This window comes from Streptomyces sp. TLI_146, from assembly GCF_002846415.1.
In the GTDB taxonomy this organism is placed as follows: Bacteria; Actinomycetota; Actinomycetes; order Streptomycetales; family Streptomycetaceae; genus Streptomyces.
This window is the reverse complement of the sequence record NZ_PJMX01000001.1, coordinates 732887-756643: the sequence shown is the minus strand read 5'-3', so window position 1 is coordinate 756643 and position 23757 is coordinate 732887. Positions and strand designations below refer to the sequence as shown.

Genomic DNA, 23757 nt, shown 5'->3' with positions numbered 1-23757 from the left:
GCACCCGTTCACCGGGCCAGTCTCTCTCTGCCCGCAGCGACCAGCCGTTTCGGTATGACCGGGCGGCCCGCTGGCCGCCTCCCCCGATCGGGAGAGTGAATTCTCCCGCCTTCCCGCGATGTGCCCATGGGCCCCGAAAGGCGAATTTCCCAGCGGAAGTGAAGCGGCGCTACGACCTCGTCGGCTTCGACCTGCGGGGCGCCGGGCAGAGCACCCCAACGCCGCTCGCGACAGGCGGTACCGCCGCGAGGCGATCCGCGACAAGGCCCGGTATCCGCTGTACGGCGACTTCGGGCCGCCATCACACCCTGTGCGTTCTGGCAGCAGGGCAGCGAGCCGCAGACCAGGATCGACAACACGGTCGGTGCGCTGATCACGCAGAACGAGTGGTACTCCCAGACGCGCCTCTTTTCCGGCCGGGCCATGCAGGGCAGAAGTCGCAACCCTCGCACGTTTCCCGTCCCCACACCTCCGAGCTGCCCGCGAACGCACTACGTCTCTAACCCCGAGCGGTCCCGGAGCCGTCCCCAACCCACCTCAATCCACAAGTAAGTGCGCGCTGACCGGCTATTTTGTGAGGAGGTGGATCAAGTCGTACGGAGGGGGTGTCGAGGCTGAGACAGTTCAGCGGGCAGCGCGCCAAGAGAGTCGTACCGCGGACGGCCGACGAAGCGGCGGATACGGGGGAGGGCTCCGTCGAAACCCACCATGGTCTGTCGGAGTCTGAGGCCATGACCGAGTCAGCCCAGGATCCCGATGTCTCCCGGGACCCCTATGCCACGTATGCGGCCATGCGGTCCGCATGTCCGGTCCAGTCCGTGCCCGCTGGTTCCGGAGGGCGTGCCAACTACCTCGTCACCGGCTACGCGGAGGCCCGGGAGGCCCTCAGTGACCCCCGTCTGTCGAAGGACACGAGCGCCTTCTTCGCGGGCAAGGAGTCGCGGCGCCGCCTGCATCCGGCGGTGGCTCACACCATGCTGGCCAGTGACCCGCCCAGGCATACCCGGCTGCGGAAGCTGGTGACCAAGGAGTTGACGACCGGGGCCGTCAGACAACTGCGTCCCTTCATCGCCCGGACCACCCACGAACTGCTGGACCAGTGGCCCGTCGGCGGGCCGCTCGATTTCGTGGCCCGCCTGGCGGTTCCCCTGCCGGTCATCGTGATCTGCCAACTGCTCGGAGTGCCGCAGGCCGACCGGCCCGCGGTCCAGCGCTGGTCCGCGGAACTGTTCGCGGAGGGAGAGCCCGACGTCATCGACGCGGCTTCACACGCGTTGGCCGGGTACATGACGGACCTCATCGCCGCGAAGCGTCTGGACCCCGGCAGCTCGCTCCTGGACCGGCTCATCTCGGCCCGGGACGGAGAGGACCGTCTGAGCGAGGAGGAGCTGGTTTCCCTGGCCGTGCTGCTGCTCGTGGCCGGACACGAGACGACCACCAATGCCCTCGGCAACGCCCTCTTGGCGCTGCTCCAGCATCCGGGCGTGCTGGCTCGCCTCCGGGAGAACCCGGACAGGGTTTCTGCCGCGATGGACGAACTGCTCCGATTCGACTCGGCGGTGAGCATGGCCACCTTCCGGTTCACCACGGAGGCCGTCACGCTCGGCGGCACCGAGATCCCGGCCGGTGTCCCGGTGCTGGTCGCGCTGGGGGCGGCCAATCGCGACCCGGCCCGGTTCCCGGAGCCGGACCACCTCGACCCGGACCGGGACGCGGCCGCTCATCTCGCGTTCGGTCACGGCATCCACCGCTGTGTCGGCGCCCCCTTGGCCGTGGCCGAGGTGGAGATCGCCCTGCGAGCGGTACTGACCCGATTCCCCGGAATCCGCCTCGCCGTACCGCCCGCCCGACTGGAGTGGCGGCGTACCCGTCTCGTCCGGGGGCTGGCCTCGCTGCCCCTGCTGGCCTAGACCAAACGCGACCTCGTCTGGGGGACGGCGCCTCCCGCCCAAGGTCCGTGTCGCCGTCAATGGCTGTGCGCGGATGCCTCGTTCGAGGTGGTGACCGCAACTGGATCGGTGGAACGCTGCGGCGCCGCAGGGTCTTCCGCGGGCTTGGACCTCGCCAGCCACAGGCCGGTGAACACGGCGGTGGCCAAGGTGATGGCGCCGGCCGCCATGAAGGCGCTGTTGAGGCCGGTCTCGAAGGAGGCGCCGCCGGACTGCCGATGGCGGACGACGGCTCCGAGTACCGCCACCCCGAGCACCGCACCGATCTGCCGGGTGGTGCTGCTGATGCCCGAGGCGAGGCCGCCTTCCTGCGTGCTGACCGCTTGGATGGCGGCTCCCGTCAGCGGGGACAGGGTCAGAGCGAAGCCGGTCCCGACGACTCCCAGCCGCCACCACACGTTCCCGTAACCGGTGTCGGCGTGCACCATGCCGAGCGCAAGCAGTCCCAGGCCGGCCAGGGCCAGGCCGGTGGTGACCACGATGCGGAAGCCGTACCGGGCGGCGAGCCGGCCCGCGTACGGGCTGACGATCACCATGGCAAGGGAGACGGGGAGGGTTTGCAGGCCGGCGCGCAGGATCGAGCTGCCCTGGACGTACACGAAGAACTGGGAGAAGAAGAACGACGAGCCCATGAGCGCGAACCCCACCACGACCATGGCGGTGTTGGACACGGTGAACAGCCGCTGCCGGAACAGCCGCAGCGGCAGCATCGGAGCGGAGCGCCGCGCTTCGACGGCGACGAAGGCGGCGAGGAGGATCGCTGCCGCGGCGAAGCTGCCCAGGATGACCGGTGAGGTCCAGCCGCGGGCACCACCCTCGATCAGCCCGTAGGTCATCGCCCCCACCCCCAGTACGGACAGCACCGTGCCCGGGATGTCGATCGCGGGGGCGTTCGGATTGCGGGCCTCTTCAAGGCTGCGCAGACCGACCAGCAGCAGGACCACGCCGATGGGCAGATTGACCAGGAAGATGGCGGGCCAGCCGAAGGCATCTGTCAGCACGCCGCCGGCCACGGGGCCTGCGGCCAGACCGATCCCGCTGAGTCCGGCCCACAACCCGATCGCCTTGACGCGTTCCTGCGGTACGGGATACGCGGCGGCGAGCAGGGCCAGCGAGGCAGGGCTCAGCGCCGCGGCCCCGATGCCCTGCAACACCCGGCCGGCGACCAGCCAGCCGACCGAGGGCGCGAGGCTGCACAGCAGCGACGCGGCGGTGAACACGGCCACGCCGGTGAGGTACACCCGCTTGCGGCCGAACCGGTCGGCGAAGATGCCGCCGGACAGCAGCAGCATGGCGACCAGCAGTACGTACGCGTCGACGATCCACTGCAGACCGGTGAGCTGAGTGTGCAGCCGGTGCTGCATATCGGGCAGCGCCGCTCCCACGATCGTGTTGTCGAGCAGGACCATGAATTGGCCCAGGCAGGTCACCGCGAGCAGCACGGCCCGGTTCGGTCGACTGCCTACGTCCGCCGCATGCGATGCAGGCATGGGGTTCCTCTCCCTCGTTGGTGGCGCCCGACTGCGGTCGACACGGGTGGCGATACACCTGAGCGCTCTAAAGCAGTCGGTGACTGCGTTAGGAGACTGTAAGGAGGTTGCCTCGCAAACGCAAGTGCCGACTGCGTTAAGGTGGGGGGCATGAACGAGCAACAGCGAGCCCGGCGGCCCGGCGGGCGCAGTGCCCGCGTCGCCGCGGAGGTGCACCAGGCCGTCACCGACCTGATCAGCGAGCGCGGCTACGGCAACTTCACCGTCGGCGACGTCGCGGCCCGCGCGGGGGTGGCCGACAGCAGCATCTACCGCCGGTGGGGCAACCTGGAGACCCTGCTCACCGACGTGGCGCTCACCCGCCTCAACGCGCGGTCACCGATGCCCGACACCGGGAGCCTCGCCGGTGACCTGCGCACCTACGCGGCCCAAGTGGCCCGCGAGATCACCGGACCCGACGGACTGGCGGTACTGCGCCTGGCCGTCGCCCTGTCCAACAGAGGTCAGCAGGGCCTGCAGGCCGGTGACAAACTCCGCGCCGAACGCACCCGGCAGCTGCAGTCCATGCTCGATCGCGCCCGCGAGCGCGGCGAGGACGCCCCCGACGCGTTCGGCGTGATGGACCACATCCTGGCCCCGATGTATATCCGCGTCCTGTTCGACATGGGCCCGCTCACCCCGGAATACGTCGACGGGCTGGTCGACCGACTGCTGTGACCTCGGTCCGGCCCCGGGTGAAGCCGACGGCCGGGGATGTCCCGTGGAGGGGCATCCCCTACGGACCCCGAGGAGGTTTTCCCCCTTGCGGCCCGGGGGGTCACTCCATGTCCCGGTGCGGCAGCCAACAGGCAGGATCCATCCATGACTTCACGGCGAACAAGAATCCGGATTCTGGCTGGCGCGGCGGTCCTCGGCAGTGTGTCGGCCCTGGTGGCTCCCGTCTCGGCGGTGGCCGACTCCCACGGCGAGCCGGCACGAGGTGGGGCCGTCGTCTCCGTCGAGCAAGCCGCCGATCTCACAGCGCAGGAAGTGGCCGGGGAACTCCGGGGAACCTTCGACTCGTCCCAGGTCCGCTACGGCGTGACCGCCTATCGGGTCACCTACCGCACCACTGACAGCGCGGGCGCCCCCACGACCGCGAGCCAACTCGTCGTCCTGCCCACGAACGGGACGCGCTACCTGTCCACTGTCTCCTGGCTGCACGGCACCACCGTCTACCGCAAGGACGTCGCCTCGGAGGATCCGAAGTCGAACGACCGGCTCACCGCCCTGCTGTTCGCCTCGACCGGGCGGGCCGTCTCGGCCCCCGACTACGTGGGCCTCGGATCGGGCGAAGGCTTCCACCCCTACGGTGACCCTCGGGCCACCGTCGCGGCCTCGGTGGACGGCCTGCGTGCGGCCCGGACCTTGGCCCACCGCAAAGGCCGGGAGCTGAAGCGGAAGGTGCAGGTCAGCGGATTCTCGCAGGGCGGCCCCGCGACCATGCTGGTCGGCCGGGCGCTTCAACAGGAGGGCGCCGACCGCTACTTCCGGCTGGGGGCGCTCGCCCCGGTCAGCGGCCCCTACGACCTCTCGGCCTTCGAGGCCGCCGCAGCCGACGACAAGATCGAAAAATCGGGCATCTACCTCGCGTACTTCGTGACCGCCTGGAACAAGATGTACGGCCTCTATACGTCACCCGGTGATGTCTTCAACTCCCACTACGCCGACAAGGTGGAGGGTCTCTTCGACGGCTATCACACCACCGAGCAGATCGTCGACACACTCCCGGCGGCCTCCAAGGACCTGTTCACCGAGGACTTCCTGAACAAGATCCGCGAGCCGGGCGGTGTCCTGAAGGACAAACTGCGCCCGATGGACCACACGTGCGACTGGCGGCCGAACGTACCGGTGGAGATCTTCCACGGCCGGGGCGACAAGGACGTCGACTTCAGTCACGCGACGTACTGCGCGGACCAGTTGGTGAGGAACGGCGCTGCCCCCCGGCTGACCGACGTCGGTGACCACGACCACAGCGGATCGCTGCGACAGGCTCTGCCCCGGATCGTCAGGTTCTTCGACGAGTCGGCGAAGACCGACTGAAGCGCGCCACCAGCAAGGGCCGGTCGAGCGGAGGCACCTCCGACCGGCGACGCGCGAAGGGTGCCGCGAACACCCCATCCGCGCGCCGCCGGACAGCCGAGGTCAGCCGCGGATCACGACTGCGGAGCGGGCTCCTCCGGGGCGAGTGAGTTGCCGCCGGAGATCCGGCCGCAGTCGGACGGCGCGGTACGGCCGGCGAAGCGGTCGTTCAGCCAGCCCAGCGCGACGGGCGCCCAGGCGAGGGTCGCACCCGTGTGGCTGAGCACCTCGTACTGGCTGTACTTGACCGCGGAGCCGCCGGTGGCGCAGTACTGCCGGGCGAGCGAGCGCACGTCGCCGGCGACCATCACGCCGTCGCCGGTGCCGATGCCCGGGCGGTTGCTGAAGGTCCCCTCGAGGACGCCTCCGTCGCCCTGGCCGATGAACCCGGGGACGGACGGGGTGCCGGCGGAGCCGAGGTTGAGCTTGTTCATCGCCGTCACGAAGGCGGGGATCGAGTTGGGGTTGGCGTACTCCGGCTTCGCCATCTTCTTCCAGGTCAGCCCCGGGTAGCGGCCGAGGGCGTCGACGATGGAGCCGCGCTCCAGGTCCTTGTAGACGCTCAGACCGTAGCTGTTGAGGTAGCTCTTCAGGTCGATGTCGTACGAGCGGGAGACACCGATGACGGCCATGGGGATGACGCCGGTCCAGACCAGCGATCCGTCGACGTACTTGAGGTTGTGCGCCGGGTCGACGAGCAGGCCGCCCTCGGCGTAGCCGACCAGTCGGCGGTTCACGTCCGGCGCGTAGCTCGGCGCGAGTGCGGCGGCCCAGTTGGTCGCGATGGCACCGCCCGAGTAGCCGATGAGGCCGAAGGACGTGGTGGAGTTGAGCCCGGTCTCGGCCGCCTTCGTCGCGGCGCGGATGGAGTCCAGGGTGTTGGTCCCGTACTCCGGTCCGGCGGCGAAGTTCGCCTGCTGCCCCTCGGTGTCCGGGATGACGACGTTGTAGCCCTTCAACAGCAGTGGCGCGATGAAGAGAGCCTCCGCGTTGGGGATGGCACCGCCCAGGGTGACGCCGCCGGCGATCGCCCGGGAGGGGCTGTCCTCCGGGTTGAGCGAATCGTAGAACGACTGGTAGGAGACGGCCTTGCTGCTGTCACCCGTCAGACTGCGCACCACCGTGGTCACGTTGGCGGCCGGGCGGCCCTGCGCGTCGGTGGTGCGGTACAGCAGCTGGACCGCCTTGAGGGGGGTGGGGATGCCCAGGACGTGGTACTGCAGGGTCCGCGTCTTCAGTACGGTGCCCGGCGCGAACGCGGACAGCGGCTCGCTGCCGTCGTAGGCGTAGAACGGGTCGCTTGCCGAGGCCGTCGCGGCGGCCGGCGTGGCTGCGACAGCGCTGGCGGCGGGCGTGGCCGCCATGGCTGCGGCGGCGACAGCGACGGAGATCAGGCGAACAGCTGCCTTGGACATGCGGTCCTCGATTCCTGGGGGAGCGACGCGCCGGCAGGGGGGCCGGTGCGCGACACCTCGGGCCTGCCGGGGCGGCGGTCCCCGGCAGGGAAATGCAGTGAATGACGCGGCCGAGGTCCTGCCACATCTGGCCATCCACCAGCCAGTCGTGTTACCAACCAGTAGGTGATGTCCCGGAAACATCATGGGGCCGACACGCGGCCGAGTCTCCGGGGTGGGGAACAGAGATGTGCGAGGTGGATTGTGACCGGATCCAATGCCGCGGAAGGCATGCAGGTGCCGCGGTTCGGCGGTGTGCCGGTCCACAAGCGGCTCCAGGACGCCTCTAGTGCGTTGGAGCGCGCCGTGATGGTCAGGCTGGTCGAGCAGCTGCCGGTGTACGGCACGCTGCCGGCGGAGCACCTCGGCGGTGACATCGCCAAACAAGTGACGCGCGGTATACGGACCTTCGCGGCGGTCCTGTCCACCGGGGAGATGCCCGGCCAGGCCGAGGCGGCGGCCATCCGCGAGTCCTCGGCCCGGCGTGCCGACGAGGGCGTGCCGCTGGAGGCCGTGGTCGGTGCCTACCACCTCGGTGCGGAGGAGTGTGCCGCCCAGGTCTTCTCAGCGGCCGAACCGGGCGACCTGGCAGACGTACTGCTGGTGCAGCGCCAACTGCTCGCGTACCTGCGACTGGTGAGCTGCGAGGTGGCGGCCGGGTACGTACAGGAGCGGCAGACGGCGCTCGGCGACGAGCAGGTCGCTCTGCAGACGCTGCTGTCCCGGCTGCTGGAGGGCGGCAATCCGCAGGGCGCGGCGGACCGGGCCGGCATCCGGCTGCCGCCGTGCTATCTGGTGCTGAGCATCGCGGTGGGGCCGCACCCGGACGAGCTGGTGCCCGGCGTGAATCACTCGGTCGCCGCCCGCCGCAAGCTCCGGCGGCTGCGCAACGAACTCCAGCGCCAGACGACGGGCGTGCCGCTGTCGGTGCTGTCCGGAGAGGGCGGGCTCGCGCTCATCCCGTACGAGACACCCCCCGCCGAGTTCGGCCCGGCGGACCGGGAGCGGCTGTCCCGCCTCGTGGAGCAACTCGGCCAGATGTGCGGCGCCGAGCTGTTGGCCGCGGCGACGGTGGCGGCGCCCGAAGGGGTCGCGGAGGCCGCCCGGCTGGCCGGGGAGGTGTGCGCAGTGGCGGAGGCGTCAGGCCGGGGGCCCGGGCTGTACCTGCTCGACGACGTCCTGCTGGAGTACCAGTTGAGCCGTCCGAGCCCGGCCAGGGCGGGGCTGGCCGCACTGCTCGACCCGCTGGATTCCCGCCCGGAACTGCTCGACACGCTGCGCGCCTTCCTGGCGCGGGGTCTCGACCGGCGCCGGGCCGCAGCCGGGCTCCAGGTGCACCCGAACACGGTCGACTACCGCCTGCGCAAGGCCACCGAACTCACCGGCCTGGACGCGTCCCGCGGCGCCGACGTGCTGACCCTGCGGGCGGCGCTGGCCGCCCACGACGCCGTACGCCAGGCCACACCGGACGCAAACCGGCCCATGACGCCCAAGCCGCTGAACTGGTGGTCGGCCCGGACATAGCGCTCCGGCAGCGCACGTTGCGGGCGGCCGCTGCACGCGACCGAAGGTCCAGGTCCCGTGCAGCGGCCGCCAGGCCGCGCGTGCGGTCTACTGCTCGCGGACGACGTTCTCTGCCTGGGGCCCCTTGGGGCCTTGGGTGACGTCGAAGGAGACGCGGTCGTTCTCGTAGAGCTCTTTGAAGCCCTGGGTCTGAATGGCGGAGAAGTGGACGAACACGTCCGGCCCGCCGTCGTCCTGCTCGATGAAGCCGAAGCCCTTCTCGGCGTTGAACCACTTGACCTTGCCTGTAGCCATGCTCATGTCCTTCAGTCGTGCTGCGGCGTACTTCGCCGCGTCCATCGCCCCCGATCATGGACCCCACCGGTGAACGCCGCCATCCGGCGCGCCCTGTCCCTGCCTCTGAGTTCACGTGAGGCGGAGATGGTCCGAGGAACGGCGGTGTCAGATCGTGCGCTGAGGGTTCATTCGCCTGCGGCCTCCTCGGCTTCCCACCGCAGCAGGTCGCCCGGCTGGCACTTGAGTACCTCGCAGAGCGCGGCGAGCGTCGCGAAGCGCACCGCCTTGGCGCGGCCGTTCTTGAGTACTGCCAGGTTGGCGGGGGTGATCCCTATGCGGTCCGCGAGCTCGCCCACGGACATCTTGCGTTTGGCCAGCATCACGTCGATGTCGACGGTGATCGGCATCAGATCACCTCGTCCAGCTCGGCCTGCATCCGGGCCGCTTCGACGTCGCGGGCGACGGCCTGGGCGAGCAGCATCCGCAGTACGAGCACGAGGAGCGCGACTCCCAGGATGGCCACGCCGATCCCGCCCATGATGAGGGTGACGCCCGGGTCGTCCCGCTGGCCCGGCGCGTTGACGGCCGTGACCGTGAACCACACGAGGGCAGCCGCCACGATCGCGCCGATGATGCCGTCCACGTACCGGAAGGCGGCGTGGGAGAACACGGTCCCGCGTCGCACCATCGCCACCAGCCGCCAGACGCACACCAGGGCGACCTGGACCGACACCATGCCCACGATCGTGATCACGCGCAGCGCGGTCAGCGGGACCGTGCCGTCCTCCGGGTCGTTCCCGCTGATCAATGTCCACATCATCATTGCCTGGACGAACGCGGTTCCGGTGAGGACCACCACGAGCACGGCGCGCAGCGCACGCACGGTCAGCTTTCCCATGACTTGCCCTTCCATCGAATCACGATGGAAACCTATCGAAAATCGATAGGTTGGGCAAGGGCTGGGACGGGGGGGGTGGGTGGCAGCTTCGCGCGGCGGCGGACGTCGCCGTCCAGGGCGCGGCGGTTGCGTGAGCCGTCTCGATCTCGCCGAGGTCAGTTTCACTTGCACACGCCGAATGCCGCCCGGCCACGCCGGAGTCCTGTATGCCCGGTGGGCTGCCCAAGGGGCGGGCTGCGGCCCGTCCGGCGGATCATGTGGTCGCAGGCGCCAAGATGTGCACAGCATCCTGACGGGGCACGCCCGGCGTCTCTGCGCAGACGCGTGGCGGCCCGCGTCGGAGGGGGTTCGTCACGGCTTGGCCGTACTTTGGCGCCAAAATCGGTCGCGTACGGCTTGTCGGGGGTGGGGGAGTGCGGGGCGGCGTTCCGGGGCTCCGGGGTGCCACCCCCTTGCGGACCCGGACTGTCGGGAGCCGGGCAACCATCCCATACCGGAACATAGGGCTCCAGTTGCAGATGGCTGAAGTTGTCCCCTATGAAGTCGCGGCTCCTGAGTGGCGTGGTTGCATTTGTTCATGATCATTAACGCGCAGGAAACATCCCGGTCGCGGACGTATCTGGACCACGTCCTGGAGCACTGGCAGGAGGACGAGGACGCCGAGGCGCTCGTCCAGGGTGCGCAGCGGCTGACCCGCAGGGAGGCCCGGCAGCGGCTGTTCGGTCTGGGGCACGCGTTGAGGCGGCAGGGGCTCGCGCCGGGCGACGGTGTGGGGTTGTTCCTGGCCAACCGTGTGGACTCCGTCCTGGTGCAGCTCGCGGTCCATCTCATCGGCTGCCGCGTGGTGTTCCTGCCGCCCGAGCCGGGGCCCGGCGAACTCGCCGCGCTGGTCGAGCAGTCCAAGGCACGCGCCGTGGTCACCGACCCCGTCTTCGCGGCGCGCGCCGCCGACGCGGCCGGGCGCAGCGTCCACGCACCCGTACTGCTCAGCGTCGGCCCCAGTGAGCAGGGTTGTACGGATCTCCTGGCCGTGGCGGCCCGGTGCCCCGTGACGCGCCCCGAGGGCGTGCCCGCCCCGGCGGCGGACGAAGCCGTCACCGTCCTCTACACCGGCGGCACCCTGGGCCGCCCCAAGCTCGCGGCCCACAGCCACCGGTTGTACGACGTGCTGACAGAGGGCCTGGAGGCGGACGGGCGCGACGCTCTTTCCACAGGTTTCTTCCCGACCATGGACCCGCGTACGGACCGCGTACTCGTCTCCACGCTGCTCACACACGCCAGCGGCCACCTCACCTCGCTTCAGGCACTGGTGACCGGATGCGCCCTCGTCGTGCTGCCCGAGTTCGAAGCGGGCGCGGCCCTGACGGTACTGCGCGAGGAGCGGATCACCGCCACCATGTTCGTCCCGCCCATGCTGTACGCGCTGCTCGACCACCCGCAGTGCGAGGTGGGGGCGCTGCCTGCGCTGCGGCGGATCGTCGTCGGCGGCGCGGCGTCCTCGCCCAGCCGCCTCCAGCAGGTGGTCGAGGTCTTCGGGCCCGTGATCGGCCAGGGCTACGGGCAGTCGGAGGCGCTCGGCATCGCCGCCTTCGACGCGGAGGACCTCGCCTCGCAGGTGGCCCGCCGGCCCGAGCTCTGGCGCAGCTGCGGCCGCGCGATATCCGACACCCAGATCGAGATCCGCGACGAAGACGGCACGACGGTGCTGCCCGCCGGGCAGGTCGGCGAGGTGTGTGTCCGGGGCAAGGCCGTGATGCTCGGTTACTACGAGGACCCGCAGCGCACCGCAGAGGCGTTCTTCGGCGACTGGCTGCGTACCGGGGACATGGGCTACCTCGACGCCGAGGGATACCTCTACCTCGTCGACCGGGCCAAGGACATCATCGTCACCGGCAGCACCAGCGACAACGTCTACTCCCGGGTCCTGGAGGACTTCCTGCTCACGCTCCCCGGGGTGCGCAACGCGGCAGCGCTGGGTGTGCCGGACGAGGCCTACGGGGAGGCGGTACAGATCTTCCTGGCCACGGCCGAGGGCGCCGATGTCGACCCGGACGCGGTCGCGGACGCGGTGACCGCCGAGCTGGGGGACCTGTACACGCCCCGCAAGACGGTCCTGCTCGACCAGCTGCCGACGACCAAGGTCGGCAAGGTGGACAAGAAGGCGCTGCGCGCGGCGTGGACGAGTACGGCCGTGGACACTCGGTAGGTGCCGCTTCCGCCGGGGGCGTGACGGAGGCCTGTGAAGCCGTGTGTCCGGTCCGCCGTCTTCCTCTGTTTCCGAGGTGGTCGCCCTGTCTCACCGGCATCTCGGAAGGGTATAGATGGTTACTTTTCGTGACATTTGGGTGGGTTGGGGGTGACTCGGCCCATAGGACCCACGTCACATACGTAGGAGGCTAGTAGCCCCCCACGGCCCCGACGGCGGTCCCTGGGACGGGCTCTCACCTGCACGGATCCCGTCCCGGGCGGGCGGGGGCCGCTGGTCCCCGGCTGCGAGGCCGCCTAGTAAGAGGGGTCGTTGCCAGGGCGGTCGGGGGTCGGTAGAACTGGATGAGTCGCCGAGCGGCCCGGGTGTTTTCCTCCCGCCGCAGACGAACCCCTCTCCCTCGCGTGAGTGGCTCACGCATGCCCCTGGCATGCCGCGACCGTCCTCGTCCCCTGTGAAAGGCCTGCCTGTGTCCCAGTCCGTCATCCGCCGCATCGCCGCTTCGAAGAAGACCCTCGCGGGTACCGTCGTGGCCCTCGGTGCCGCCGGTTCCCTGCTCGCCACCGTTCCCGCCCAGGCGGCCCCGGTGAGCGCCAAGGCGATCGCCCAGCAGATGATCAAGGACCCGGCGCAGTTCGCGGCGTTCAGCAACATCGTCTCCCACGAGAGTGGCTGGGACCACACCGCCACGAACTCCTCCTCGGGCGCCTACGGCCTGGTCCAGGCCCTGCCCGCCTCGAAGATGGCCTCGGCCGGCGCGGACTGGAAGACCAACCCCGCCACCCAGATCAAGTGGGGCCTGGACTACATGAACGACCGCTACGGCAGCCCCGTCGGCGCCTGGAACTTCTGGCAGGCCCACCACTGGTACTAAGCCACCAGCGGCAGCACACGCAAGAAAGACGCTCGGCCGGGACATTCCCGGCCGAGCGTCTTTCTGCATCTGCATCTACGGAGGCGCGTATCACCCCACCGGCAGGACCTAGTTTTCCTCGTGCGGGTTCGGATAGGTAACGACTGGAGCGCGGTCGTCACCCGCGGGTTTCACGCCCGGAGCCCGCAGGCTGCCGTAGCGCTCCATGCGTTGCCATTTGAGTCTGGAGCCGGACATCGCGGTGAAGACCGACTGGATGACCACCAGGTACATCAGCTGCCGGTAGACGAACTGCTGCAACGGCAGGCTCCACAGGGGGCCGGGGCGCTCTCTGTCCAGGCGGAACGCGTACAGGCCCATCGCCATTTGCAGGAGAAGGAAGGCCAGCCACAGCCCGATGATCCGGATCGGATCGAGGAAGAGCAGCCCGTAGAGGGCGAAGATGTCCACGACGGGCGCGAGCAGCGGCAGCAGCACCTGGAAGAGCAGCAGGTAGACCAGACCGCGGCGGCCCAGTTTTCCTGCGGCACCGCGCTGCACCAGTGCGCCGCGGTGCTTCCACATCGCTTGCAGGGTGCCGTAGCACCAGCGGTAGCGCTGCCGCCACAGGGCGTTCAGCGACGCGGGTGCCTCGGTCCAGGCCACCGCCCGCTCCTCGTAGACCACACGCCAGCCGTCGCGGCACAGCGCCATGGTGAGGTCGGTGTCCTCGGCGAGGGTGACGTCGCTGACGCCGCCGAGAGCGAGCAGCGCCCGGCGGCGGAACGCGCCCACGGCTCCGGGGACGGTGGGCATGCACTCGGCGAGGTCGAACAGACGGCGGTCGAGGTTGAAGCCGACCACGTACTCGATGTGCTGCCAGCGGCCGAGCAGACCGCCGCGGTTGACGACCTTGGCGTTGCCCGAGACGGCGCCCACCCGGGGGTCGGCGAAGGGCTGCACGATCGTGCGGACGGTGGAAGCTTCGAAGACCGTGTCGCCGTCGACCATGACGACCAGCTCGCAACTGGCGGCTGTGAGTCCGGTGTTGAGCGCGGCGGGTTTGCCCGCGTTCTCCTGCCGGATCACCCGCACCCCCGGCAGACCCAGCGACTCGACCAGATCGGCGGTGCCGTCGGTGGAACCGTCGTCCACCACGATGATCTCCACCGGATGGTCCGAGGCGAGCAGGGAGCGCACCGCCGCCTCGATCCCGGCGCTCTCGTTGTACGCGGGAACGATGACGCTGACCGGCTCGGTCACCGGCGCTCCCCAGGACCGGCCGCGGCGCCTCATACGCTGGCGCCGGTGCCGACGAGCGGCGATCAGCAGGATCGCCGCGCGCAGCACGCTGACCGCTCCGGCCGCGTACATCAGTCCGCCCAGCAGCCATACGGCCCAGTCCCCGGCCTGCAGCACCTTGATGAAGGCCATTCCCTGGAGGTGGTCGGTCCATCCGGCGGGCCGGGCCGGGTCGGCCATGCCGACCGCGTCGCCGACCGTCGCGAAGCGGAAGCCCTGCGTCTTGAGCCGTGGGATCAGGGCGCTCAGCGCGGTGACGGTCTGGGACCGCTCGCCGCCGCCGTCGTGCATCAGCAGGATCTGCCCGGCGCGGCCGCGCGGTGTCGCGTTGGCGAGGATGCGGTCCGCGCCGGGGCGCTGCCAGTCCTCGGCGTCCTGGGTGGACAGGACCGTGACGTAGCCGGCCCGGTCGGCCTGTTCGAGGACGGGCCATGCGGCGTTGTCCAGCGCGTCGGACTTCGAGGAGTACGGCGGCCTGAACAACGCGGTGGTGACCCCGGCGGCGCCGGCGACCGCCAGCTGGGTCTCCCTCAGCTCCAAGGAGCGCTGCCAGGGGGCGAGTTCGGACAGGTCGGGATGGGTGAAGGTGTGGATGCCGAGCTGGTGGCCGTCGGCGACGATGCGGCGTACCACGTCCGGGTGAGCGGCGACCTGGGTTCCGACGACGAAGAACGTCGCGTGGACGTGGTTGCGGCGCAGGACGTCCAGGATGCGCGGCGTCCAGAGAGGGTCGGGTCCGTCGTCGAAGGTGAGCGCGATGGTGCGGTCCTGGACGTGGGCGGTGCGCGCGGCCCCGGAGGCATCCGCGATCACGGGGCCGCCGTGGACCACCTGGCTGGGCACCGCATCGGCGCGGCCTTGGGAGCGGGTCACGTCGTCCTGGGTGATGCCGAACATGTGGTGGGTGTAGCCCTGCAGCAGCAGGGCCGTCGACAGGGTCACCGCGAGCACGCAGAGCAGGACCCAGTGGGTGCGGGGGGTGATGCGGCGGGCACGGGCGCGGGCGTGGTGGCCGGCGGGAGCGGTGCGGTGTCGGCGAGCGGTCACGTCAGAGCCTTGGGTCACTTCACGGGCTTGTGGGACGAGCCGACGGCGCGTCCTTTGGGGGAGGGGGCAGGCGCGGCGGTCGCGGTCGGGGCGGCGCTCGCGGTGGGTGCGGATGTGCGCCGCGCCGCGGGTGCGGGGACGGCGGAGACCGGGCGGCCGCTGGGGCCGGGTACCCGGCGGACAGTGGTTCCGGGGCTCTTGCGCGTTGGGGTCTTGGAGGTGGGGGCGGTAGCAGTGGGCGAGCCGGGAGCGGTCGCGCTGGGTGCGGCCGGGTGGGCCTGTGCCCCCTTCGGGAAGATGGGGGAGTTGATGGTGGGGCCGCCCAGGATCGTGCTGGTGAGCAGGGCGACGTAACCGACGGCAGGGATCATCAGCAGCCCGGCCGCGCGGAAAACGTGACGTTGGCGTCGTCCGGAGGCATCGACGAATACGGGCTGCCCTGATTCATGTGGGGGTATATCCGTTTGGGGCTGGGGCTGGGGCTGGGATTGCTCGGGAGTGTCGAGTACCGGCAGCTGTGCGGTGAGGGTGTCCGTGCACGCGGGCTCCCACGCGGAGGAGGTGTGTGCCTGTGGTGGTGTCCACTGCGCGGTTTGCCTTGCGTCCCAGGGCTGCGCAGACGTGTCAGGGACGAAGCCCCCGCCGTATTCGCGGCTGTAGACATAGGTGTATCCGGCATCGCCGTCCGGGTTCTCGCCGTACGCCGTTCCGCTGTCGTCTGTCCACCGCACCCGTCGTGTCTCCTTGTCCCGGCCGACCGGCATGGTCGCCCACGGGGAAAGAGCGAACGTGGCCGGAAGTGTTACACCCCCGTTCCCACAGGGCGGATGAACCGACTGGAAAGGGTTGATCCGGACAGGGGGTGGGTGGAGAGGTCGATGCGGACGCGCTGTTGTCGTCCCCGGCTACCGCACCGGTCCGCTGATTTCGCCGCGTGCGCGGTGCCGGGGCGTGAGGGGCCGCCGGTGCGCGGTGACACTTCTGTCGCCGCTGGCGCTGTTCATCATGGGGACGTCGACGTGACCGGAGCGCGGCGGATGACACGGGCTCGCCAGGAACCCGGTGCGAACGAGGATGGTCTTGGGCCAGGTACAGCAATCCCGGCGCATACGGGCGGACGACGGGGAACTGGGCGCGGCGGTCGCGCGGGCCCAGGAAGGTGACGAGGCCGCCTTCGCGGTGGCCTACCGGATCGTGCAGCCGGGCCTGCTGGGCTATCTACGTGCTCTCGTCGGCAACGACGCCGAGGACGTCGCCTCCGACGCCTGGCTGGAGATAGCCCGTGACCTCGGGCGCTTCAAGGGCGATGGGGCGGGATTTCGCGGCTGGACCGCCACGATCGCCCGGCACCGGGCACTGGACCACCTCCGTCGCCAGCGCGCCCGGCCCCGGGTCGGCGGGACCGAACAGGACCTCCTGCATCTGCCCGCGCCGCACAACACCGTTGACCAGGCTCTGGAGTCCCTCTCCACCGAACAGGCCCTGGAGCTGGTCCGCACGCTGCCGCAGGACCAGGCCGAGGCGGTGCTCCTGCGGGTCGTCGTCGGCCTGGACGGCCCCGCTGCCGCCCGCGCCCTGGGCAAGCGCCCGGGAGCGGTACGCACAGCCACCCACCGGGGGCTCAAGCGCCTGGGCCGCCAGCTGGGCGTGGGCTCCGAGGCGGAGGCCGGTGTGACGAATGAGGCTTCCCACGCGCTGGGAAAGTCGACATGAACACCGCCAAGGGCACCATCGATCGATCTGAACGCATGCGGCCATGCGTCGGGAACGAATTGAAACGGTCATACGGGAACGGAAGAGAACATGGGTGAGCGGCTGAGCGGCGACGGAGTTCCGGTCCGTCACCGGCATGGACGCGCTGGCGGCCCTGCATCCGACCCCGGGGACGCGCACGGCTTCGGCGCGCTGGAAGCGGTGCTGGCCGCCGCTCTGCGCGCCGACGACCTCGACCCCGAGGCCGAGCGGCGTGCCCTGAATGCCTTCCGGGCCGCCGCCCATGGCGCTGCCGCTCCGGCACGCACCCGGCGCTGTGACGACTGGCGTCGCCCCGAGGAGCGGGGTGTCCGGCACCCGCTGCGAATGACGTTCGGCGTGGTGTTCGCCAGCCTCGCTCTGGGCGGTGTCGCGGTCGCGGCGATCGGTTCCGCCACCTCGCCCTCCGACGGGACCGATGCTGACCGGGCGACCGCCCGGCCGTCGGCAAGTACCCCGACCGCGCGCGGCGGTGCGGCCCTGTCGGCGCCACCCCGCAGCTCCGGCCCGACGGACCGTCCCTCTCCTGCCGAGGACACCGCAGATCGCTGCCGCGCCTATGAACAGACGCTGAAGGACGGCCAAACGCCCAAGGGGACGGCCTGGCAGCGGCTCGTCGACGCCGCCGGCGGCAAGAGCAAGGTCCCCGCCTACTGCGCCGAGGAACTGACGCGTGCGACGGCCACCCCCCGCAAACCGACCGACACGGATAAGCGCGCCCAGCATCCCGCAGGCCCCGGCAACGGCACTCCGGACAAGTCCGGAGCCTCCGGTACCGGCACATCCGGGGGCAACCCCGGCGGTACGCATGGCCCATCCGGCAGCGGTCAGCGGAGCGGCGGTGAGCCGGGGACGGGGAAGCACCCGCAGTAGTGCCCTCCCACACGCTGCTTCGCTGGGCGCGCGTTCCAGGGGATGACTGCCGCTAGTTGCGGTACCGGAACACGATCCGGCCGCGCGTCAGGTCGTACGGCGGGAGCTCCACCAGCACCCGGTCCTCCAGCATGATCTTGATGTAGTTCTTGCGGATCTTCCCGCTGATGTGTGCGAGCACCTGGTGGCCGTTCTCGAGCTCCACAGTGAACATGGCGCTGCGCAGGCACTCGACGACCTTGCCCTCGACTTCGATGACGTTCTTGTGCTTGGTCATCGCACCAGCTCCAGGTTGCTGTTCATCGGGCGGGCGCCGATGCCCTCGAACAGAGCCGAGGCTGCTTGGTTGGACTCGTCGACTTCCGCCCAGGCCGCTGCGCACCCGGAGCGGTGCAGCGTTCCCAGCGCGTGGGCGAGCAGCGCCCGCGCGATGCCGCGGCGCTGCTTGCCGGACTGGACCGCGACCAGCCCGATGCGTGGCCGCTTGACTCTCACCACCCGGATCAGCCCCAGGTAGCGGTCCGGCGTCGCGGCGACCGTGTACATCGACGGGTCGACGATCGTGTCGCCTTCGGTACGGGGAATGACCTCCACGGGCATCGACTGCCACCCGACGCCCGCCTCGACTTCGTCGCGGATCGCTCGGTCCACCGCTCGCAGCAGACTCTCGTCCGCCTGACCGGCGGGCACGATCGTCACGCCCGCGGGCGGCAGGACTGCTCCGAGCCCGGTGACCCGTGGGTCGGTCGGCACTTCGTACTCCCACTCGCGGCGCCGGATGGTGAATCCGGCCCGCTGCCAGCGGGCCGTCAGCTCGACGTCGGCTTCGTCGACCACCGTGCAGAGCGGCGCGGGAAGTTCCGCCAGCATCGCCTGGGCAAGCTGGTCGAAGGGGGCGTCGTGCCAGGTGTCGATACTGACGAACAAACGTCCGTCGGGCCGGTGCTGCGCATACCCGCGGCCGACCACCAAGTCGTCATCCAGGGCGTGCCATTGCCTGTCCGCGACGCGTGTGATCGTCACCGCGTTCTTGCTCAGGCCAGAGGTGAAGGGCTTTGTGTTCATCGGAGTCTCCTTCCAGGAGTGCCTTGATCTCAGGCGCTCCTGGCGACACCGAACGTCAGCCGCCGGACCGTGACGGGTAAGGGGAGCACCCTTGGGTAACTGTGTTCACGGGGCTCACCTCCATACGACGAATTCACGGTCCACCGCGAAAGTAGCAGCGGGGCCTCACCTCGGCCAAACCCTTTTGCACGGGGGGCGAGAACGACGAAGCGCCCCGCGCCCCCGGCCGCGGGGCCAGGGGTGCGGGGCGCGTGGATGTGCTCAGTTGCCGCTCGAGTGGGAGCCGGTGCCGCCGGGGGTGGCGGGCGCCCAGTCGGGTGCCTTGGCCGCTTCGGCGGGGTCGGTCTCGTCGAGGGTGACGCCCCAGGTGTCGTCCCCGCCGATGCGTACCTCGATGGCCTTCTTCTGGCCGGTCGCGGCGAAGTACAGCACGACGACCTGCCGGGTCGAGCCCTCGTCGTAGAAGTCCGCCGTGACCTTTCCCGCGGCGGCCTTGCCGAACGCCCCGATCCAGTTGCGGGCCGTGGTGTCGGCGGCCTTGCCGTCCTCGACGGCGAGATCGGCCAGGGTCTCGGCCTTGCCGTCCTTGAGGCGCCACACCGTCTTCTGCACCACCTCCAGGCTGCCCCGCGAGGGGTAGCCCACCACGCGCAGCGGTTCGTGGCGGGAGTAGTCGCTCTGGTAGTCGTTCGCCGCGTCCGAGGTGCACGCCGTCGTGGCGGCGCCCGCGAGCAGGGCGAGGACGAAGGGCTTCTTCGGCATCTTCATGATCAACTGCGTGACCTCGGTCGGAGGATGATGACGCGCTCGATGTAGTTGCTGCTCTTGCGGTAGCGGGCGATCGCCGCGGCCAGGCTGGTCCGTCCCACGCCACCGTGCTGCAGGAGCTGGACGCCATGGCGGTTGGCCGAGACCACGGCGACGTGGTTGTACACCCGCTCCTTCTTCCACTTGAAGAGCACGATGTCACCAGGGCGTGCGCTCACCGAGTGGATGAACTGCGCCCCCCGATAGTTGATCATGTGGCGGCGGAAGTTCTCGGCACCCGACCAGGTGTAGCTCTTGTTCTTGACGGTGCCGAAGAAATAGTACTGCTGCCACCAGGCACGATCGTGCTTGCGACCGCCGCCCCTGGTCTTCATCCCACCCCCGTAGTAGAGGGCCTTGGAGACGAAGTTCGTGCAGTCCTGGCCGTACTCCCACTTGGTGCCCAGGTTGCGCGAAGCCCAGTTGGCCGTGCCCGAGCCGCTGACCTGGGCGGCGCGCAGCACGCCCATCCCGCTCACCGGGGGTGCCTCGACGGGGAAGCCCTCGGCGTCCAGTTCGATGGGTACGTCCGGCACCTCGCTGATCGGACCTTCGGCGTCCGCGCTCACCTCCAGGCCGTTCTCGGCGGCCGCCGACTTCGACAGGACCTTCTCCGCGGCGGATGCGTCCGCCTCCAGGTGCAGCAGCGGCGCACCACTGTTGGTGCTGAAGGTGAACCGCTGCTCGCGGCGGCCCTCTTCGGGTTCCGTGGACGTGCCGCCCTTGCTCAGGACGGCCTTGTCGTCGATCAGCGCGCGCAGGAACACGGTGCCGCTGTCGTCGATGCCGACCAGGACCTCGGAGAGGGTGTTGGTCATCTCCGTATAGCGGCTGCCGTGCCGGGCGAGCGACTCACGGGTCTCGATCAGGTCGGCGGACTGACCGTTGAGCAGGTCCTGGAAGGAGGCCCCGGCGGAGCTGGCTGCCAGCGCGGCTGCCGCCGTCGGCTGGGTGCCGCGCAGGATCGCGGCGCGCGCGTCGAGGTACTGCTGCACGATGCCCCGGTAGGCGGCCGCCCCGCCGGGCACCGCCGCGGGGGTCTTCGCCTCGGAGGTGACCGGAGCGCTCGCGCCATGGGCGGTGCGGGCGCTGACCGCCACGCGCAGGGCGGTGCCGTTGGCCAGGCCGGCGAGCACGGCACGCGGCTCCGAGGTGGTGACCTTCGCGGCCTGGCTGCCGTCGGCCTTGGTGACGACGACGTCGTACTCCGCGCCGTCCGACGCCGACCCCAGGTCGCTCGGCGGGTTCCAGGTGGCCAGCAGGCCGCCGTCACCGGCGGTGACCTTGAGGTCCTCCGGAGCGGTCGGCGCCTTCGGCACCACGTACTCGATCACCAGCTGCGGGCGCTTCGCGGCGTCCGTGGAACGGCTGGAGTGGTAGGCCACGACCGCACCGCGCTCGGCAGCGGGCAACCGCAGCGCGAAGCCCTCGACCGGGCCCTGTTCCAGCCAGGACTGCACCATCGGCGCCAGGTCCTGGGCCTCGGGCAGTGCGGCCTCGGCGAAGGGCGCGTCGTCCAGCAGGCTGAGCAGCGCGGTGCCGCTGTACGGCGCCGCCCACGGCTCGACCAGCTGGGAGATCTCGACCGGCCGTGCGGCGCAGGTGGCTGTGCCGCACTCGGCGGGAGTGAGCTGCAGCCGCGCCTTGGTCACGCGGGCCCCCGCGGGTATCGCGGTCAGGTCCGGCTTGATCCAGACGGCCCGCTCCGCGTCCGTGCCGCCGCCCAGGGTCAGACGGGCGTCGTTCACGGCCGAACAGCCCTCGGCGCAGGCCCGCGTACCGATGCCCACGGTGGCGTCCTGCAGTGCGGCAGTACCGGTGAGGGTCACGGAGGTGGTCGTCGGCGGCTGCGGCGCCGGCCCCGCGGATACGGTGAGCTCCTCCTCGTAGGACCAGGCGGAGCAGCCCGCCTCGGTGCACGCACGCATCGCCCACAGGTAGGCGGTGCCGTCCTTGAGCGCCCCGGCGGGGACCCGGGCAGCCGCACGGCCGCCGCTGTCCACCCACGCCTCGGGGACCGTCACGCCCGGAAGCTGCTTGCCGTCGGCGTCACGCAGGACGAACTCGGCGCGCACCCGGCCCTGTGCCGGGTTGGAGACCAGACCGGACAGCAGCGGGGTGAGGGTGTCGGTCGCGCCCGCCTCCAGTGACTGCGGCATGTCGGGCAGCTTGGCGGGGCTGCGGGAGGTGTCGACCGTGAAGGTCGCCCAGTCGGACCACGCCAGGTTGTAGTGGCTGCCGTCGTACGGGCTGGTGCGGAAGCGGTAGGTGCCGCCGTCCTTGAGCAGTCCGTCCGGGAGCGTCACCGCCGCGGCCCGCCCGGAGTCCACGTACGGCGACACGAGGTAGTCACCCACCCGCTTGCCGGTGGCGGCGTCGACGACCTCGAAGGTGCCGTTGACGCGGTCGCCGTCCTTGTCGAAGAAGGTGTCGCGCAGGGTCGGGGTGGTGGTGTTGACCTGCCAGGTGTTCGAGGCGTCCTTGACGTAGGGAGGACCGGCCTGGCGGTTGCTGCCCGAGCGCGGCCGGAAGTTGTACGTGACCGTGAGCTTCGGCGGGTTGCTGGTGGCGTTCGCGGAGTTGACGCGCTTCCACTGCGCCACGGACGCTTCGTCGGCCGCGGTCAGGCCCATCGTCGCCTGCGGCGCCTTGGCCGAGGACCAGGACTGCACGAGCGAGGTGACGTCGGCGTTGATCCACCCGTCGGCGCCGCAGGACGGGTTGCCCTTGGTCTCGGAGGACGTGGCGGACTTGGTGCGCAGCGCGGGCCGGTTGGTCCAGCGGCTCGCGGTGGTGGCCGCGTCGGCGGCCCACACCTGCCAGGGCTGCGCCTTGCAGTCGGTGTTGGCCGAGTGGAAGTTCCACAGGCTCAGCTTGGCGCTGCTCACCAGGGCGTCGGCGATGGGAGCGGTGCCCCAGGTGATGTACGACTGGGCGATGCGCGGCGTGCCGTTGGCGTTCTTGGTACCGGGGTTGCCGAAGTCGAGTTCGGTGTCGGTGGACCAGTCGCGTGTCTCGCCCTGCTGGACGTAGGTGTCGAAGACGTTGCTCAGCGCGGACGTCGAGGGGTCGACCGTGACGGGGTAGCGGGTGGCGGGGTCGGCGAGAAAGGCCGGGTCGGGGGTGACGACGAGGTCGAGCGAGGCGCCCTTCTGCTCCACCTTCATCCGCACCGGCACCCGCCGTGTGTGCTCGCCGGAGCGCTCGTCGACGGTCGCGTCCCACATGACCGGCGCGGGCATGACGGCCCGCTCGTGCCCGGTCTTGCGGTCGGTGAACAGCACGCTGCCGTCGGGCCGTTGGGTGGCCCGCAGCCCCTTGGCGCGCAGCGGAAGGGTATAGCTGTAGTCCTTGGCGGCCGGGCGCTGCTTGATCTCGACGTACTGCTCGAAACCGGTCCGGGTGGCCTCCACGATCACATCGGCGCCGGGCACGGCGTCGGCGTAGGTGGCTCGGTTGCCGCGCAGGGACGGCTCGGGCAGCCCGCCCTTCCACTGGAGGGTGACCTGCCGTTCGCCCTCGCCGAGGGTGACCAGGTCACGGGCGGGCGCCGTGCGGGCGGCGCTCAGGGATCGCGCGCGGCTGCCGCCCTTGCCGGCCAGGGTGAGGGCGGCGGGGTGTGCCTTGGCCGCGACCGTGCCGTCGGCCTGTTCGGCCAGGTCGGTGTCGACGGCCACCCACGAGCCGTTCCGGTCGAAGCGGACGGGGCCCGCGGTCAGTTCGGTGGTCAGGGAACCGTCCGGGTTGACCCAGGTCGTGGAGGTCTGGCTGCGCTCGGACAGCGCCTCCACCCTGCTCCCCGAGCGCTTGGCCGCGGCCAGGGCGGACGGGACGTCCGCCGCGTGCGACGGGGTGGGCGTGGCCCGGGGGGTCTGCCGAGGGCTGGACGGGAGCAGCGGCGCGGCCGTGGCGGACGTGCCCACCAGGGTCAGCGACAGTGCGACTACCGCTGCGCGCGGCAGCGTCCCCGTAGCTCTTCGTGCTCGTCGGGCCCAGCGGGCCGGCGAAGCTATGTTCATGGAAATGGCAATCCTTGGTCAAGAGATCACAAAGCAATTGGAGAGATTAAAGGAGAGGTTGATGCTCTCTTGACGCCATTACCGACATATACCGCTTATATCGGTCCTTAGTGACGAGTGA

At 70.4% G+C, this 23757-nt stretch carries 19 protein-coding genes and 1 pseudogene; 8 read left to right on the top strand and 12 right to left on the bottom strand.

All coding sequences use genetic code 11. From position 1 onward, the window contains the following. The first annotated feature begins 731 nt into the window (after positions 1–731). Entirely contained in the window at positions 732–1910 is a 1179-nt protein-coding gene (locus BX283_RS03430; RefSeq protein WP_101386180.1) for a cytochrome P450, read from the top strand. Between the two features lie 56 nt (positions 1911–1966). Here the strand turns inward: BX283_RS03430 and BX283_RS03425 are convergent, their stop codons facing one another. Further along, complete coding sequence (locus BX283_RS03425; RefSeq protein WP_101386179.1) at positions 1967–3439, bottom strand: MFS transporter; 1473 nt, start codon at positions 3437–3439, stop codon at positions 1967–1969. A gap of 150 nt (positions 3440–3589) precedes the next feature. Between BX283_RS03425 and BX283_RS03420 the strand changes: the two genes are divergently transcribed. Together BX283_RS03420 and BX283_RS03415 are read left to right on the top strand one after the other, a co-directional pair. Further along, entirely contained in the window at positions 3590–4156 is a 567-nt protein-coding gene (locus tag BX283_RS03420; protein WP_101386178.1) for a TetR/AcrR family transcriptional regulator, read from the top strand. 144 nt (positions 4157–4300) lie between these two features. Further along, positions 4301–5521 carry a lipase family protein gene (locus BX283_RS03415; RefSeq protein WP_101386177.1) on the top strand — a complete coding sequence of 407 codons (1221 nt, stop codon included), beginning with the start codon at positions 4301–4303 and terminating at the stop codon, positions 5519–5521. A 113-nt stretch (positions 5522–5634) separates the two neighbouring features. On the opposite strand, the gene BX283_RS03410 is transcribed toward BX283_RS03415, so the two are convergent. Further along, positions 5635–6975, bottom strand: a complete 1341-nt coding sequence (locus BX283_RS03410; RefSeq protein WP_101386176.1) for a lipase family protein — start codon at positions 6973–6975, stop codon at positions 5635–5637. Between the two features lie 243 nt (positions 6976–7218). On the opposite strand from BX283_RS03410, the gene BX283_RS03405 reads away from it, so the two are divergent. Next, positions 7219–8538 carry a CdaR family transcriptional regulator gene (locus tag BX283_RS03405; RefSeq protein WP_257581855.1) on the top strand — a complete coding sequence of 440 codons (1320 nt, stop codon included), beginning with the start codon at positions 7219–7221 and terminating at the stop codon, positions 8536–8538. A gap of 87 nt (positions 8539–8625) precedes the next feature. On the opposite strand, the gene BX283_RS03400 is transcribed toward BX283_RS03405, so the two are convergent. The 3 genes from BX283_RS03400 to BX283_RS03390 all read right to left on the bottom strand — a co-directional run bounded on the left by BX283_RS03400 (position 8626) and on the right by BX283_RS03390 (position 9712). Next, complete coding sequence (locus BX283_RS03400; RefSeq protein ID WP_101392103.1) at positions 8626–8832, bottom strand: cold-shock protein; 207 nt, start codon at positions 8830–8832, stop codon at positions 8626–8628. Positions 8833–8999: 167 nt separating this feature from the next. Continuing rightward, positions 9000–9221, bottom strand: a complete 222-nt coding sequence (locus BX283_RS03395; protein ID WP_101386174.1) for a helix-turn-helix transcriptional regulator — start codon at positions 9219–9221, stop codon at positions 9000–9002. Further along, a complete protein-coding gene (locus BX283_RS03390) occupies positions 9221–9712 on the bottom strand; it encodes a DUF2975 domain-containing protein (RefSeq protein ID WP_101386173.1) in 492 nt (163 codons plus the stop codon). Before BX283_RS03390 ends, BX283_RS03395 begins: the two co-directional genes overlap by 1 nt. A gap of 577 nt (positions 9713–10289) precedes the next feature. On the opposite strand from BX283_RS03390, the gene BX283_RS03385 reads away from it, so the two are divergent. Both BX283_RS03385 and BX283_RS03380 read left to right on the top strand, forming a co-directional pair. Further along, on the top strand, positions 10290–11918 hold the full coding sequence (locus tag BX283_RS03385) for a class I adenylate-forming enzyme family protein (protein WP_257581853.1): 1629 nt from the start codon (positions 10290–10292) through the stop codon (positions 11916–11918). A 430-nt stretch (positions 11919–12348) separates the two neighbouring features. Next, positions 12349–12792 carry a transglycosylase SLT domain-containing protein gene (locus BX283_RS03380; protein WP_101386171.1) on the top strand — a complete coding sequence of 148 codons (444 nt, stop codon included), beginning with the start codon at positions 12349–12351 and terminating at the stop codon, positions 12790–12792. A 108-nt stretch (positions 12793–12900) separates the two neighbouring features. Here BX283_RS03380 and BX283_RS03375 read toward each other — a convergent pair whose 3' ends face one another. Both BX283_RS03375 and BX283_RS39970 read right to left on the bottom strand, forming a co-directional pair. After that, positions 12901–15120: a bifunctional polysaccharide deacetylase/glycosyltransferase family 2 protein gene (locus BX283_RS03375; protein ID WP_257581849.1), complete on the bottom strand. Its 2220-nt coding sequence runs from the start codon at positions 15118–15120 to the stop codon at positions 12901–12903. Between the two features lie 14 nt (positions 15121–15134). Beyond that, a complete protein-coding gene (locus BX283_RS39970) occupies positions 15135–15491 on the bottom strand; it encodes a hypothetical protein (RefSeq protein ID WP_143676368.1) in 357 nt (118 codons plus the stop codon). 703 nt (positions 15492–16194) lie between these two features. On the opposite strand from BX283_RS39970, the gene BX283_RS03365 reads away from it, so the two are divergent. After that, positions 16195–16833 (top strand): RNA polymerase sigma factor, encoded by a 639-nt coding sequence (locus BX283_RS03365; RefSeq protein WP_101386168.1) that lies wholly within the window; start codon positions 16195–16197, stop codon positions 16831–16833. 90 nt (positions 16834–16923) lie between these two features. Further along, complete coding sequence (locus BX283_RS03360; protein WP_143676367.1) at positions 16924–17745, top strand: hypothetical protein; 822 nt, start codon at positions 16924–16926, stop codon at positions 17743–17745. A gap of 52 nt (positions 17746–17797) precedes the next feature. Here the strand turns inward: BX283_RS03360 and infA are convergent, their stop codons facing one another. The 5 genes and pseudogenes from infA to BX283_RS41365 all read right to left on the bottom strand — a co-directional run. Further along, positions 17798–18022, bottom strand: coding sequence for a translation initiation factor IF-1 (infA, locus tag BX283_RS03355; RefSeq protein WP_069759925.1), 225 nt, complete (start codon positions 18020–18022; stop codon positions 17798–17800). Beyond that, the gene (locus BX283_RS03350; RefSeq protein WP_101386166.1) at positions 18019–18810 is read right to left on the bottom strand and encodes an N-acetyltransferase; all 792 of its coding nucleotides are present in this window, start codon (positions 18808–18810) and stop codon (positions 18019–18021) included. Before BX283_RS03350 ends, infA begins: the two co-directional genes overlap by 4 nt. A 261-nt stretch (positions 18811–19071) precedes the next feature. After that, positions 19072–19578, bottom strand: a complete 507-nt coding sequence (locus BX283_RS03345; RefSeq protein ID WP_101386165.1) for a hypothetical protein — start codon at positions 19576–19578, stop codon at positions 19072–19074. A gap of 2 nt (positions 19579–19580) precedes the next feature. Beyond that, entirely contained in the window at positions 19581–20087 is a 507-nt protein-coding gene (locus BX283_RS41370) for an amidase domain-containing protein (protein ID WP_257584230.1), read from the bottom strand. A 1701-nt stretch (positions 20088–21788) separates the two neighbouring features. Next, positions 21789–23630 (bottom strand): annotated as a pseudogene (locus BX283_RS41365) (DNRLRE domain-containing protein); the annotation flags it as partial. Positions 23631–23757: the final 127 nt, after the last annotated feature.